This is a genomic window from Marinobacter subterrani, assembly GCF_001045555.1.
GTDB classification, from domain to species: Bacteria; Pseudomonadota; Gammaproteobacteria; order Pseudomonadales; family Oleiphilaceae; genus Marinobacter; species Marinobacter subterrani.
Map to the genome: position 1 here is coordinate 2,474,109 of NZ_LFBU01000001.1, position 12,694 is coordinate 2,486,802.

Sequence of the window (12,694 nt, forward strand, 5' to 3'; positions counted from 1 at the left end):
AGCGAGCCGTTTATCTGATCAGATCACTATGAAGTTTGCGGCATAGCCGCACCGGCTTCAGCGCGAACGGTTTCTCGACCAACGAAGAAGCTGGCAAAATAAGCGACAAGTCCGAGGGCGAATATGACACCAAAGCCAAGCCGAACCCAATATACGCCCATCAGTTCACCTTGGGTGGCCATGAAGCTGAGCGCCTCGCCTGACTCGGGAATTCGCTGCATTGCGACCTGCCAGGCGCCGGCGGCTGTCAGAGCCAGGGTAATACCGATCATGCTGATACACATGGCCCAGAAGCCGAATTTCTCCACTCTTTGGGCAGCCAGTGGGTTTCCCTGAGGGCGGCCCCGCAGAATCGGCATGGCATAGGAAATAATACACATCACGATCATCGCATAGGCACCAAAGAACGCCAGGTGTCCATGGGCAGCGGTTAACTGCGTGCCGTGAGTGTAGTAATTGACCGGAGCCAGAGTATGAAGAAAGCCCCAGACCCCGGCGCCAAGGAAGGCCATCACCGAGCAGCCCAGAGCCCAGGTCACGGCGACCTGATTATGGTGCGAGCGGCGGCGCTCTTTGACCACCTTGAAAGCAAAGAGCACCATCATGAAGAAAGGTACCGGCTCCAGAGCGGAGAATACCGAACCCATCCACAGCCAGTACTCTGGCGCGCCAATCCAGAAGTAGTGATGGCCCATCCCGATTAATCCGGAGATCAGGGCCATGGCGATGATCAGGTACAGCCACTTTTCAATGTATTCACGATCCACGCCGGTGACCTTGATCAGTACAAAGGCCAGAATCGCACCAAGGATCAATTCCCACACACCTTCTACCCAAAGGTGTACGACGAACCACCAGAAATACTTGTCGAGCGCCAGGTTGGCCGGGTTGTAAAACGAGAACAGGTAGAAAACCGCCAGCCCGACCAGACCGGTGATCAGAACCATGTTTATAACGGTCTTCCGTCCTTTAAGAATGGTCATTCCGATATTGAAGACAAAAGACAGACAGACAATCACGATGCCAATCTTGGTGATGGTGGGCTGCTCCAGGAATTCCCGGCCCATGGTTGGCCACAGATGATTCTTGGTGATTCTTGCCAGTTCCGCATAGGGGACGAGGAGGTATCCGAGCACTGTTACAACACTGGCCACAGCAAAAATCCAGAAGGTAATTCTGGCCAGCCTGGGACTGAAAAGCTCGGTTTCAGACTCCTCTGGAACCAGGTAGTAACTCGCCCCCATGAACCCAAACAGTATCCAGATGATCAAGAGGTTTACGTGAACCATCCGCGCAACATTGAAAGGGATGGCAGGGAATCCGATATCGCCATTGATATACTGGATGCCCATCAAAAGGCCAAAGGCAATCTGCGCGGCGAACAGTACCAATGCAAAAATAAAATAGGGTTTTGCAACCTGCTGAGATGTGTACTTCATCATTGTCTTCCTGCCTCAACCTTCAACATTGGGTGGCCAGTCGTTGTCATCGATCCTGGAGGTCCAGATCAGGAACTCCGCCAGGGCATCAACTTCTTCCTGAGTGAGATTGAACTGGGGCATCTTGCGTCGGCGCGGGTTATCCATGGGCTGTGCCGCAAGCCAGGACTGCATATAGCCCTTAAAGGCTTCTTCATTTCCCACACCTCTTCGATCAAAGACGTTAGCCAACTCAGGCGCATAGTAAGCACCCTCACCCATCAGGCTGTGGCACCCGATACAGTTGTTGGTTTCCCACAGCTCCTTGCCATGGGCTACTTCAGGGGTAATGTTCTCACTGCGGCTTCGCTCCGGAAGTTGCCGTACGGTATCAACGGTCAACCCCAGGAGGAGCAACAGAAAGAAAAAGCTACCGCCGTAGTAGATGTTCCTGGCCATACCTTTGGTAAATTTCTCAGCCATAGCTGACTCCTGTTATGCATTGGTCGTTCAAACTGCGACCCTCACAAGCAATTGACGCGCCAACACTTCATCCAATTGATTTAATTAGACTTTTTAATGCATACAGGAAGTTCGTGGTAGGAAGGACAACGCCAAATTCAGGTTGATTTGATAGCGGGTGTCAGAGTGACACCGGGCATTCGGGCAACTGCCCTTAACGAAAATCTTTTCATTGGGAAACAGTGAGTTGAAGATCTGGCCCCGGAATTGCTGTGGTAATGCGACAGACGAAACAGCCAGCAATCCAGATACCCGGGACAATGAGGAGTGCCCCATGACAGTCGATTTCAATGCGGATCTTCTGGTGAAATATGACACCTATGGCCCGCGCTATACCTCGTACCCAACTGCCGTGGAGTTTTCGAGCGGTTTTGGCGAAGCCGAATACAGGCATGAGCTCGAGCAAAGCAACCAGCGGCGGACGCCCCTGTCGCTTTATTTTCACATCCCCTTCTGCCAATCCCTCTGCTTCTATTGCGCCTGCGCCAAGATTATTACCCACAAGCAAGAACGCAGCATTCCCTATCTTGAGCGGATTCATACCGAGATTGCACGGCAGGCGGAGCTGGTCGATCCGAATCGGGAAGTCAGTCAGCTTCACTTCGGAGGCGGTACACCCACGTTTCTACATGATGAACAACTCTCGGCGCTGCTGGGGGAAATCCGCAGGAACTTCACCCTGGCGCCTCCAGAGTCCCGCGAATTTTCGATTGAGATCGACCCGCGGGCGGTACGCAAAACCACGATCCCGTTACTGCACGAGCTTGGCTTCAATCGCATCAGTCTGGGTGTGCAGGATTTTGATCCCAAGGTTCAGAGGGCGGTGAACCGAATTCAGTCGGTCGAACAGACGTTCGCTGTAATCGATGCAGCGCGGGCCGCTGGCTATCGGTCAACCAATGTGGATCTGATCTATGGCTTGCCACACCAGACGGTTGAGAGCTTCAGTACCACTCTGGATACCGTGCTCTCGAAACGGCCAGAGCGTCTGGCCATCTATAACTATGCGCATATGCCTGACAAGGTCAAAGCCCAGAAGCTTATCAATGATGATGACCTTCCATCGCCCGAAACCAAGCTGGCCATCCTGGAGATGACCGTTGAGCGGCTGCAGGACGCCGGTTATGTCTATCTCGGCATGGACCACTTTGCACTGCCTGACGACGAGCTGACCCTGGCCAAACACAACGGCCAGCTGCAAAGGAATTTCCAGGGTTATTCCACCTACGCCGACACGGATCTGATCGGAATTGGCATGACCTCCATCGGTAAAACGAATCACAGTTTCAGCCAGAACATTCGACAGGAGGACGATTATTTTGCCGCCATCGACAGTGGCTCTCTGGCTATCGCCCGAGGTTACCAGCTGTCTCTCGACGACCGGATCCGACGTGATGTGATCCAGTCTTTGATGTGTCAGAACGAGGTGGTTTACGAGACAGTCAGCGCACGTTATGGCATCGATTTCTTCGATTATTTTTACCGGGAGATGCGACAGCTTGCCGGGATGGCCATGGATAACCTCGTTGTTATCAGCGCTCACCGGGTGGCCGTCACACCGACCGGGCAATTACTGCTACGGAACATAGCCATGGTATTCGATGCATACCTCCACCCAACCGAAAGCAAGCATCAGTTTTCCAAGGTTATCTGATCCATGAGGGGTTTCTTCAGGGGCTGCTGGTCAAGCTTTTGAGACCAAGCCGCTTGGCCATTCGGTGCAGGTTGCCCCGATCCATGCCCAGGGATTTTGCAGCCTGTGACCAGTTCTGGTTGTTTACGGCCAATCGCTCCGAAATGAGTTTTCTCTGAAAGTCCGCCAGCGCATCGTTCATGGCGGTATCCGAAGAGCTTTTCGGTTCCGGAGAGGTGTCTGGCTCGAAATCACGGGTAGGCCGAAACGTTATCGGTTGAACCTCGCCACCATCGATAAGGTCACAATGCCGGGATTCAATTGTGGCAATACCCCGTTGCTGCTCCGACCTCGCCCTGAGAGATGCCCGGCTGATCACGTGCTCCAGCTCGCGGACGTTGCCGGGCCAGGAATAGCCACCCATCTGGCTCAGCGCTTCCGGGGCAATACGGAGGCTCTTCAAACCGAGCTTGAGTCGCATTTTTTCGGCAAAGTACCCGGCCAGTAGCGGAATATCTCCATGACGGCGCCTCAAGGGGGGCACTTCCACCGGAAAAACACTGAGTCGATGGTAGAGGTCGCGACGGAACTGACCGTTTTCAACATCCTGTTTCAGGTCCCGATTCGTAGCCGCCAGTATGCGAACATCGACACGCCGGGTTTTATCCGCCCCCACCCTCTGAACCTCACCATTTTGCAGGACCCTTAACATCTTGGCTTGCAGGAGCGGAGACAGCTCACCGATCTCGTCAAGGAACAGAGTGCCGCCGTCTGCCAGCTCAAACTTACCGTCCCGATCCGAGGTGGCGCCGGTGAAGGCGCCCTTGGTATGGCCAAAGAGCTCGCTTTCGGCAAGAGACTCCGGCAGCGCCGCGCAGTTGATATGAACCAGCGGCTGATCGCACCGCGATGACAACAGGTGAATGGTCCGGGCTACCAGCTCTTTGCCGACGCCTGTCTCACCACCAATCAGAACAGACAAGTCCGACGCTGCTACCAGTTCGAGTTCTTTGTTGAGGTGCTGCATTTCAGCACTTTTTCCGATGAGTTCTCCGCCATCCCGTTTCAGCGCCTCACTAACCAGTTCCTGTGCCAACAGGTTCTTATGTCTGGCTTGCTGCTCCAGCCATTCAATCAGTAAAGCCGAGCGCATGGCAGCCGCCGCCAGGGCTGAGAATGCCGACATGGTCTGATCATCAACACCATCGAACATGCCCGGCGTCAAACCATCCAGTGTCAGAATGCCAAGCAGCTGTTGATCAACATAAAGGGCACAACCCATGCAGGCGTGAACTTCCAGGTTGCCTTCGTGCCCCAGCACCAGTCCGTCATAGGGGTCGGGCAAATCGGAATCGGCAGGAAAGCGCACCGGTTGCTCGGACGCAATAATCTGCTGGAAGCGCGGATGCTGGCGCGGATCAAACCGCCGCCCGAGAGTGTCGGTCGACAGACCGTCTATCGCTACCGGCACCAAGAGCTCATTTTCATACTTGAGCAGCACGGACGCATCACATGGCATAACCCGGCGCACCGCACCCAGCAGCCTCTGGTATCGATCCTGCGCTGACAGATCTTTTGTCAGATCGACAGCAATATCGAGCAATGCCTCAATCATTTTCACCCTCCAGATTCATGGCGTTGATGATGCGCCGAGAAAATAAGAACAATTCTTGACACCCATTAAAATGTATTCTATATATATCTTAAAGCAAGAGAGGAGGATCAGCAATGAACTATCAGGACATTCTCGGCAACTGCAGTGAAACCACCGTCGGCCAGTTGGTCGGTCGATGCCCCCAGACTCTGGACGTATTCAGAAAGCACGTCCCGGAAATCGAGGCCCACCGCCTGACAACCGTCGACATCGTCGCATCCATTGCCGGTGTCGAGCCGAAGCGGTTGTGTCAGGAATTGTTTGATACGGTAATGGAACAGACACCGATTGAGGAACTGGACACAGATGTGCTGCTGGAGCTCATATCAAGAGGCTACGATGCCCGGCATATAGAAAAACTTCCGGAAATTCACCGGCTCGCCCGCAAGATCGAGGCAGTACACAGGGCAAACCCTGACGTCCCCAAAGGCATCACACTGGCCGTCAAAAAGCTGGAACATATGCTCACTGACCACATTGAGCGGGAGAACGCCTACGTGCTGAAGCGAATGGAGCATGACCAGCCGCCCCGGCCTGACACTCCGATCGCCCAGATGAATGAGGAGCACTCCCTTATCAAACGGCAACTGAACAAGCTACGCCAGATGACCCGGAATTACCGGGCTCCGGATTCAGCCTGCCGGTCCTGGCAGCGGTTTTACCAGGAGCTCAAAGCGCTGGATTTCCGGTTGTCTGAGCAGATCTATCTGGAGAAGGAAGTGTTATTCCCGAGATTCCAGTTCTGATGATGGATTGATATGTCTGAAAGGCCCGGTTCCGCACGACTGCCAGAAGAAGGTTGGTGACCTCGGTCGATCTACAGGTGATAGGCCCGGGAGGGACATCCCGGCTCGCATCAACGTCAACCGTATCCGGCCCAAGTCCTCACCCTCACCGTTTTCGACCAGCGTGCGGACGTCGCCGTCACTCATCGCTATTCTCAGCGAAGCCACGGACAAATCCAGGCACGTTGGGAGCAGTTCGGCATCAACAAGGAAGATCATCAATACACAATGACGATTCCACAATTTATCCATTTACTGGGAGTAATCTATTATGACCACGCAGACCCCGGGCCAAAGACGCAATAGCCTTACCCCTGACATTGAGAAGGCCTGGCGCGAGTTCAGCGGCGCCGTCTTTAAAGACGGCGCCCTGGACAAGCGAACCAAACAGCTCATTGCAGTGGCGGTGGCCCATGTAACCCAGTGCCCCGACTGTATTCAGGGACATGCGCGCGCTGCTGCCCGCGAAAAGGCCACTGAGGAGCAGATCATGGAAGCCATCTGGGTTGCGGCAGAAATGCGCGCGGGTGGTGCCGTTGCTCACTCAAGGCGAGCGTTCGAGGCCTTGGATCGTGGCTGACCTGACTTCGGGTTCAACCACGCCGTTACAGACTATTGGTTTACTCGGTCTGTCTTGCTAGACCACGCCTTGCTGAAGCATGGCCTGTGCTACCTTGATAAAACCGGCGATATTAGCGCCCGCAACATAGTCGATGGTCGACTCACCCTTCTGACCGTATTGCTGACAGGAATGGTGGATCGAGATCATGATGTTATGCAACCGTGCATCCACCTCCCCATCAGTCCAGTGCTGGCGCATAGAGTTTTGCGCCATTTCCAGTCCGCTTACGGCAACACCGCCAGCATTCGAGGCCTTGCCCGGTGCATAGAGAATGTCAGCTCCCTGGAAGCGCTCCACCGCCTCAAGGGTTGAGGGCATGTTGGCGCCTTCGGCAACACAGAAGCAGCCATTACCCAGCAACGCTTCGGCATCAGCAGTATCCAGCTCATTCTGGGTAGCGCAGGGCAGTGCGATGTCACAGGGAAACACCCATGGTTTTGCTCCGCGCTCAAAAGCCAGGTCAAACCTTTCCGCAAGCTCAGAAATACGCCCGCGCCGGTTGTTCTTCAGATCCATGAGATAATCCCATTGGCTCTCAGTGAAGCCATCTGGATTGTAGACAGTTCCTTCTGAGTCCGAAAAAGTCACCACAACTCCATCCAGGTCCATGATCTTCTCTGCGGAATATTGAGCCACGTTACCGGATCCGGAGATCGCGACCCGCTGACCGGTCAGAGTTTTCCCGCGGGTTTTCAGCATTTCCTCCACAAAATAAACCAGGCCATAACCGGTTGCTTCAGGACGAATGAGACTTCCTCCAAAGCTCCTGCCTTTACCGGTGAAGGTGCCAGTCACTTCATTGGCAAGCTTGCGATACATACCGTAGAGGTAGCCGATTTCCCGTTCGCCGACACCAATATCCCCCGCAGGAATATCACGGTCAGGGCCGATATGCCGGTGCAACTCTGTCATCAGGGACTGGCAGAAACGCATGACTTCGCCATCACTTCTGCCCTTGGGGTCGAAGTCAGCCCCCCCTTTGGCGCCACCCAGCGAAAGCGTTGTCAGAGCATTCTTGAAGACTTGCTCAAAGGCGAGAAACTTGAGAATGCTCAGATTCACTGAAGGATGAAAACGCAGGCCGCCTTTAAAAGGGCCAATAGCGCTGTTCATCTGCACCCGATAGCCCCGGTTAACCTGAACCTCGCCCCTGTCGTCAACCCAGGGAATACGGAACTGGATGATCCGCTCCGGTTCCAGCATACGATCAAGCAGCCCATGCCCGGTATATTCAGGATGTTCTTCGAGGAACGGCCAGAGACTGACCAGCACCTCCTCAACCGCCTGATGGAACTCGGGCTGGTCTGGGTCACGTTGGCGGACCCGATCTAAAACCTCATTGAATGACACTTTCATGTACTCGTCCTCCGGACTATCTTTTGCCTCTTGCCAACTCTTTCAATTGTTCACGGCACATAACAGCAATCTGGTCTATTCGGCCAATACCTGCCTCAGAACGTAAGGCAGAATACCGCCATGCACGAAATAGCCCTCCTCTGCAGGGGTATCAATTCGGACTGTCGCGGTGATTTCCCGCACCTGGCCGTCAGACTCAACCTGAACAGTGACCGTACGGGGTATGCCTTCCCTGCTTTCGAGGCCGATAACAGAGAAGGTTTCCCGCCCCGTCAGACCGAGCGTCTCTGCGGACTCACCGTCCTGGAATTGCAGCGGAAGCACACCCATGCCGATCAGGTTGGATCGATGAATCCGTTCAAACGACACTGCCAGCACAGCCCGCACGCCTAACAGCGCAGTACCTTTTGCCGCCCAGTCCCGGGACGAGCCGGACCCATAGTCGGCCCCGGCAAGAACGACCAGCGGCACACCCTCTGATGCATAACGGGTTGCCGCATCAAAGATGCTCAGCTGTTCCCCATCCGGCCAGTGCCGTGTCACTCCGCCTTCCGTACCCGGCACCAGCTGGTTGCGAAGCCGGACGTTGGCAAAAGTACCGCGGATCATGACGTTGTGGTTGCCGCGTCGGGAGCCGTAGGAATTAAAGTCCGCGGGCGCAACACCCTGCTCCGTCAGGTAGCGACCGGCGGGTGAGTCCTTCTTGATCGCACCTGCGGGAGAGATGTGATCCGTGGTCACCGAATCCCCGAGTAACGCCAGTACTCTGGCGCCGATAATATCGCGGACCGGGGCCGGCTCACGACCAACGCCATCGAAGTACGGCGGGCGCTGGACATAGGTGGAATCCTCATCCCAGGCAAAGCGGTCACCTTCGGGAATGCGCATTCCGCGCCAGTTATCATCACCGTGGTACACGTCAGCATAACCTTCGGTAAACATCCGTGTCTGGAGGTTGGCGTCGATCACTTCCTTTATCTCAGTGTTGGTTGGCCAGATATCACGTAGGTAGACCGGTTTGCCATCCTTGCCGGTTCCCAGAGCATCGTTCAACAGATCCGTCTGCATGGTTCCGGCGAGGGCATAGGCAATCACCAGCGGTGGTGAAGCCAGAAAGTTCATCTTTACTTCGGAATGAATACGGCCCTCGAAGTTGCGGTTTCCGGAAAGTACGGCAGCGACGGAGAGGTCATTGGCGCCCACAGCGGTGCTGACTTCCGCGATCAATGGGCCGGAATTGCCGATGCAGGTAGTGCAACCATAACCGACCAGGTTGAAGCCAAGTTTTTCGAGATAGGGGGTCAGACCGGACCGGTTGTAGTAGTCGGTAACAACGCGAGAGCCCGGGGCGAGGCTGGTCTTGACCCAGGGTTTGCTGTCCAGACCACGCTCGACTGCCTTTTTGGCGAGTAGCGCGGCACCGATCATCACTGAAGGGTTGGATGTGTTGGTGCAGGACGTGATCGCCGCGATGACGACGGCACCGTGGTCGATGCTGGTGGACTTGCCGTCCAGTACCAGTTCAGTGGGGGCCGATGGCCAGCTGGCTGCCGGCTCTGAGCCCGTGTACTGATGAGGTGGAACGTCCTGGTTCATCGACGGACCGACGGCAATAGGATCGCTGGCCGGAAAAGACTCATCCGATGCTTCGTCAAGCCCGCCCAGAACCGCGACCTCGTGGGATTCGCCGGCTAACAGAGAGCGCACGGCACGTTGGGTGCTGGCCAGGGGTATCCGGTCCTGGGGGCGTCTGGGTCCGGCGATGGATGGTTTTATAGTGCCCAGGTCCAGTTCAACGACCTGGCTGTAATCCGGTACGTGTTCGGGGTTATTCCAGAGGCCCTGCTCCTTCGCGTAGGCTTCCACGAGTCTGATCTGATGCGCATCGCGCCCGGTGAGCCGCAGGTAGTCCAGGGTTTCATTATCAATCGGGAAAATGGACCCCGTCGAGCCATATTCAGGACTCATGTTGCCCAGCGTCGCCCGGGTCGCCAGCGGCACATTGGCCACTCCCGGGCCGAAGAAATCGACAAACTTACCAACCACCCCGATTTTGCGCAGAAGCTCAGCAACCGTGAGCACCAGGTCAGTTGCGGTCGTGCCCTCAGGCAGTTCCCCGCTAAGTTTCAGCCCTATTACCTGCGGGATCAGCATGCTCATCGGCTGACCGAGCATGGCGGCTTCCGCTTCAATGCCACCAACTCCCCAACCCATTACGCCGAGGCCATTGACCATGGGTGTATGGGAGTCTGTTCCCACCAGTGTATCCGGGTAAGCCTGCAGCCCGTTGGGACCTTCCCGGGTAAATACGACGCGGGACAGGTATTCGAGGTTGACCTGATGACAGATACCCGTGTCGGGTGGCACTACCAGAAAATCATCGAAGGACTGCTGGGCCCAGCGTAACAGCTGATAGCGCTCCTGGTTACGTTTGAATTCAAGCTCTGAATTAGTCCCGAATGCATCCGCCCGGCCGAAGACATCGACAATCACCGAGTGATCAATGACCAGTTCCGCCGGAATCAGCGGATTGACCTTGCGCGGATCTCCGCCCAGTTCGGTGATAGCATCACGCATGGCAACAAGATCGACAACACAGGGAACGCCAGTGAAGTCCTGCATCAACACGCGAGCCGGGGTGTATTGGATCTCCGCGTTGATAGCAGATTCCGGATCCCACTGTTGCAGTGCCCGAACCTGGTCAGCCGTGACCAGACGGCCATCTTCATTGCGTAGCAGATTCTCCAGCAACACCTTCAAACTGTAGGGCAGACGGGAAGATCCCTGGACCCGGTCAATTCGGTAGATTTCATAGGATTGATGGTCAACAGAAAGGGTATCCCTTGCGTTAAAGCTGTTCAAAGTCATGGTTATGGTCCTTTTCTGTCAGATTTCTGCATAATGTCGCTTGCGCGACGTCTTTCCGATACCGGGATTGAAAGTGTTGGTGGGATCACACGCGCAGTAATGTGCAGCAAGCCCCGGCTTGGCAGTAAAGAGATGGCCGACATTGTGTTCGGCCGGATATTCCGCACCTCGCGCGTCGAGCCGTTCCATCATTGCTTGTTTAAGCGCAACAACATCTGCAGCGTTTAAAGAGAAATCGCCAGCATCCAGCCGCGTCAATACAGGATGAGCCGATCACCGAATGCGGCTGCCTCCCCAGTGGTGCGCGCAGCTTTTCCAGCTTGAACAGTGTGGCGCCAGCCAGCCCAACCACCTGTTGCCCCTGGTTGATGGTGTGAATCACGTCTATCCGCAGGGCGTTGATGATCACCGCCTCACGGGTCGTACCGCCCTTTCGGCGTCGAGCCCTCTGTCAGGCCGGTATTGGCCGCCTGCATAATGATGATTTTGTCGGCGTGAACGCATGCGTCAAGCACCCGCCAAAGCTCAAGCAATGTGCCGGGGCGCACGACGGCAAGCGCGGCACCTTCGCCCGAGCGGTAGCCCTTACGAAAGCGTTCCGTCGACCGCGCCCCGGTCAGGACATGGCGAGGCCCGACAATGCTTTCCATCGCACTCAAGAATCTGGCATCTGTCATTGTGGCGTTTCCGTATGACCACCGAAGCCGAAGCGCATTGCTGACAGCAGCTTGTCGCTGTAGGTTGTCTCGCGCCGGCTGCGGTAGCGGGCAAAGAGGGCGGCGGACAGAACATGGGCAGGCACCGCTTCTTCCATCGCAGCGTCAATTGTCCACTGGCCTTCCCCCGAGTCGGATACACTTCCCGAGTATTTCTCAAGGTGAGGGTCATCGATGAGCGCTGAGGCGCAAATATCCAGCAGCCAGGAAGAGATGACGCTCCCTCGTCGCCAGACCTCCGCCACATCCGCCACATCAATAGGGTATCGCTCCTCCGGCGGGAGCTTTTCCGATGCCCGACCTTTAAGGATGTCGAATCCTTCGGCGTAGGCCTGCATCAATCCATATTCGATGCCGTTGTGAACCATTTTGACAAAGTGGCCCGCTCCTGCGGGTCCAGCATGAATGTAACCGCTCTCCACTCTGTTATTCGGACCATTGCGACCGGACGTCCGGTTCAGTGCGCCAAGCCCCGGCGCGAGAGTTTCGAACACCGGTTCCAGATGACTGATCGTCGACTCGTCGCCGCCAATCATCATGCAGTAGCCGCGTTCCAGTCCCGGTACTCCGCCTGAAGTGCCTACATCGACGTAATGGAGATTGTTTGACGCACAGAGTTTTGCCCGGCGTATGTCATCCTTGTAGAAACTGTTCCCGCCGTCGATGATGATGTCACCGGACCCAGAAAGTGAAATCAGTGCTTGAATCGTGTTTTCTGTGGGTTGGCCCGCAGGTAGCATTACCCAGAAAACACGCGGCGGTGTCATCGTTGCTACCAGCGCGTCGATGGACTGCGCCGCCGTTGCTCCCTCGGCAGCAAGAGCGGCGGTCGTCGCTGCATCGTGATCAAAGCCCACAATGTCGTGCCCGCCACGCATCAGTCGACGAGCGATATTGGCTCCCATTCGTCCGAGACCGATTACTCCTACGCGCATTACTGCTCTCCTCACGTGACTCTTTCATCTTGCAGACGATCAGGCTTTTCCTGGTGACTCTTCTCTACGTCTTTTGCGGGCCCGCTTGATCTGGTTGGATTTGCATTCGTTGCTTATGAGCTCCAGCCACCTCAGGTGCTGATCCCAGACCAGGTCTTTAGTTTGCTCGGGCTTACTGCTAGTCA

Annotated in this window: 12 protein-coding genes; 3 read left to right on the forward strand and 9 right to left on the reverse strand. The window is 55.6% G+C overall.

The annotated features are described in order from the left end of the window. Window positions 1-26: 26 nt before the first annotated feature. Together msub_RS11575 and msub_RS11580 are read right to left on the reverse strand one after the other, a co-directional pair. Entirely contained in the window at window positions 27-1,439 is a 1,413-nt protein-coding gene (locus tag msub_RS11575) for a cbb3-type cytochrome c oxidase subunit I (protein ID WP_048496160.1), read from the reverse strand. 15 nt (window positions 1,440-1,454) lie between these two features. Then, a complete protein-coding gene (locus msub_RS11580; protein ID WP_048496161.1) occupies window positions 1,455-1,901 on the reverse strand; it encodes a c-type cytochrome in 447 nt (148 codons plus the stop codon). A gap of 313 nt (window positions 1,902-2,214) precedes the next feature. Between msub_RS11580 and hemN the strand changes: the two genes are divergently transcribed. Then, window positions 2,215-3,594 carry an oxygen-independent coproporphyrinogen III oxidase gene (gene hemN, locus msub_RS11585; protein ID WP_048496162.1) on the forward strand — a complete coding sequence of 460 codons (1,380 nt, stop codon included), beginning with the start codon at window positions 2,215-2,217 and terminating at the stop codon, window positions 3,592-3,594. 16 nt (window positions 3,595-3,610) lie between these two features. Here hemN and norR read toward each other — a convergent pair whose 3' ends face one another. Continuing rightward, on the reverse strand, window positions 3,611-5,188 hold the full coding sequence (norR, locus tag msub_RS11590; RefSeq protein ID WP_048496163.1) for a nitric oxide reductase transcriptional regulator NorR: 1,578 nt from the start codon (window positions 5,186-5,188) through the stop codon (window positions 3,611-3,613). A 113-nt stretch (window positions 5,189-5,301) separates the two neighbouring features. Between norR and msub_RS11595 the strand changes: the two genes are divergently transcribed. Further along, a complete protein-coding gene (locus tag msub_RS11595; protein ID WP_048496164.1) occupies window positions 5,302-5,973 on the forward strand; it encodes a hemerythrin domain-containing protein in 672 nt (223 codons plus the stop codon). Here the strand turns inward: msub_RS11595 and msub_RS22550 are convergent. Then, window positions 5,950-6,264 carry a DUF6522 family protein gene (locus msub_RS22550; RefSeq protein ID WP_406564695.1) on the reverse strand — a complete coding sequence of 105 codons (315 nt, stop codon included), beginning with the start codon at window positions 6,262-6,264 and terminating at the stop codon, window positions 5,950-5,952. The two genes, msub_RS11595 and msub_RS22550, sit on opposite strands and share 24 nt — an antisense overlap. Window positions 6,265-6,283: 19 nt before the next feature. On the opposite strand from msub_RS22550, the gene msub_RS11600 reads away from it, so the two are divergent. Continuing rightward, entirely contained in the window at window positions 6,284-6,592 is a 309-nt protein-coding gene (locus tag msub_RS11600) for a carboxymuconolactone decarboxylase family protein (protein ID WP_048496165.1), read from the forward strand. Between the two features lie 57 nt (window positions 6,593-6,649). Here the strand turns inward: msub_RS11600 and gdhA are convergent, their stop codons facing one another. The 5 genes from gdhA to gnd all read right to left on the reverse strand — a co-directional run bounded on the left by gdhA (window position 6,650) and on the right by gnd (window position 12,509). Next, on the reverse strand, window positions 6,650-7,990 hold the full coding sequence (gene gdhA / locus msub_RS11605) for an NADP-specific glutamate dehydrogenase (RefSeq protein WP_048496166.1): 1,341 nt from the start codon (window positions 7,988-7,990) through the stop codon (window positions 6,650-6,652). A 75-nt stretch (window positions 7,991-8,065) separates the two neighbouring features. After that, on the reverse strand, window positions 8,066-10,858 hold the full coding sequence (gene acnA, locus msub_RS11610) for an aconitate hydratase (RefSeq protein WP_048496167.1): 2,793 nt from the start codon (window positions 10,856-10,858) through the stop codon (window positions 8,066-8,068). 18 nt (window positions 10,859-10,876) lie between these two features. Beyond that, window positions 10,877-11,116: a hypothetical protein gene (locus msub_RS21135; RefSeq protein ID WP_156182754.1), complete on the reverse strand. Its 240-nt coding sequence runs from the start codon at window positions 11,114-11,116 to the stop codon at window positions 10,877-10,879. Between the two features lie 155 nt (window positions 11,117-11,271). Continuing rightward, on the reverse strand, window positions 11,272-11,535 hold the full coding sequence (locus msub_RS11615; RefSeq protein ID WP_048496168.1) for a hypothetical protein: 264 nt from the start codon (window positions 11,533-11,535) through the stop codon (window positions 11,272-11,274). After that, window positions 11,532-12,509 carry a phosphogluconate dehydrogenase (NAD(+)-dependent, decarboxylating) gene (gene gnd, locus msub_RS11620; RefSeq protein ID WP_048496169.1) on the reverse strand — a complete coding sequence of 326 codons (978 nt, stop codon included), beginning with the start codon at window positions 12,507-12,509 and terminating at the stop codon, window positions 11,532-11,534. The genes msub_RS11615 and gnd overlap by 4 nt, the downstream gene beginning before the upstream one ends. Window positions 12,510-12,694 lie beyond the last annotated feature (185 nt).

Excerpts from the sequence above, each read along its gene's own strand:
- msub_RS11575 (WP_048496160.1), bottom strand. The coding sequence starts at position 1,439 with ATGAAGTACACATCTCAGCAGGTTGCAAAACCCTATTTTATTTTTGCA.
- msub_RS11580 (WP_048496161.1), bottom strand. The coding sequence starts at position 1,901 with ATGGCTGAGAAATTTACCAAAGGTATGGCCAGGAACATCTACTACGGC.
- hemN (WP_048496162.1), top strand. The coding sequence starts at position 2,215 with ATGACAGTCGATTTCAATGCGGATCTTCTGGTGAAATATGACACCTAT.
- norR (WP_048496163.1), bottom strand. The coding sequence starts at position 5,188 with ATGATTGAGGCATTGCTCGATATTGCTGTCGATCTGACAAAAGATCTG.
- msub_RS11595 (WP_048496164.1), top strand. The coding sequence starts at position 5,302 with ATGAACTATCAGGACATTCTCGGCAACTGCAGTGAAACCACCGTCGGC.
- msub_RS22550 (WP_406564695.1), bottom strand. The coding sequence starts at position 6,264 with ATGGATAAATTGTGGAATCGTCATTGTGTATTGATGATCTTCCTTGTT.
- msub_RS11600 (WP_048496165.1), top strand. The coding sequence starts at position 6,284 with ATGACCACGCAGACCCCGGGCCAAAGACGCAATAGCCTTACCCCTGAC.
- gdhA (WP_048496166.1), bottom strand. The coding sequence starts at position 7,990 with ATGAAAGTGTCATTCAATGAGGTTTTAGATCGGGTCCGCCAACGTGAC.
- acnA (WP_048496167.1), bottom strand. The coding sequence starts at position 10,858 with ATGACTTTGAACAGCTTTAACGCAAGGGATACCCTTTCTGTTGACCAT.
- msub_RS11615 (WP_048496168.1), bottom strand. The coding sequence starts at position 11,535 with ATGACAGATGCCAGATTCTTGAGTGCGATGGAAAGCATTGTCGGGCCT.
- gnd (WP_048496169.1), bottom strand. The coding sequence starts at position 12,509 with ATGCGCGTAGGAGTAATCGGTCTCGGACGAATGGGAGCCAATATCGCT.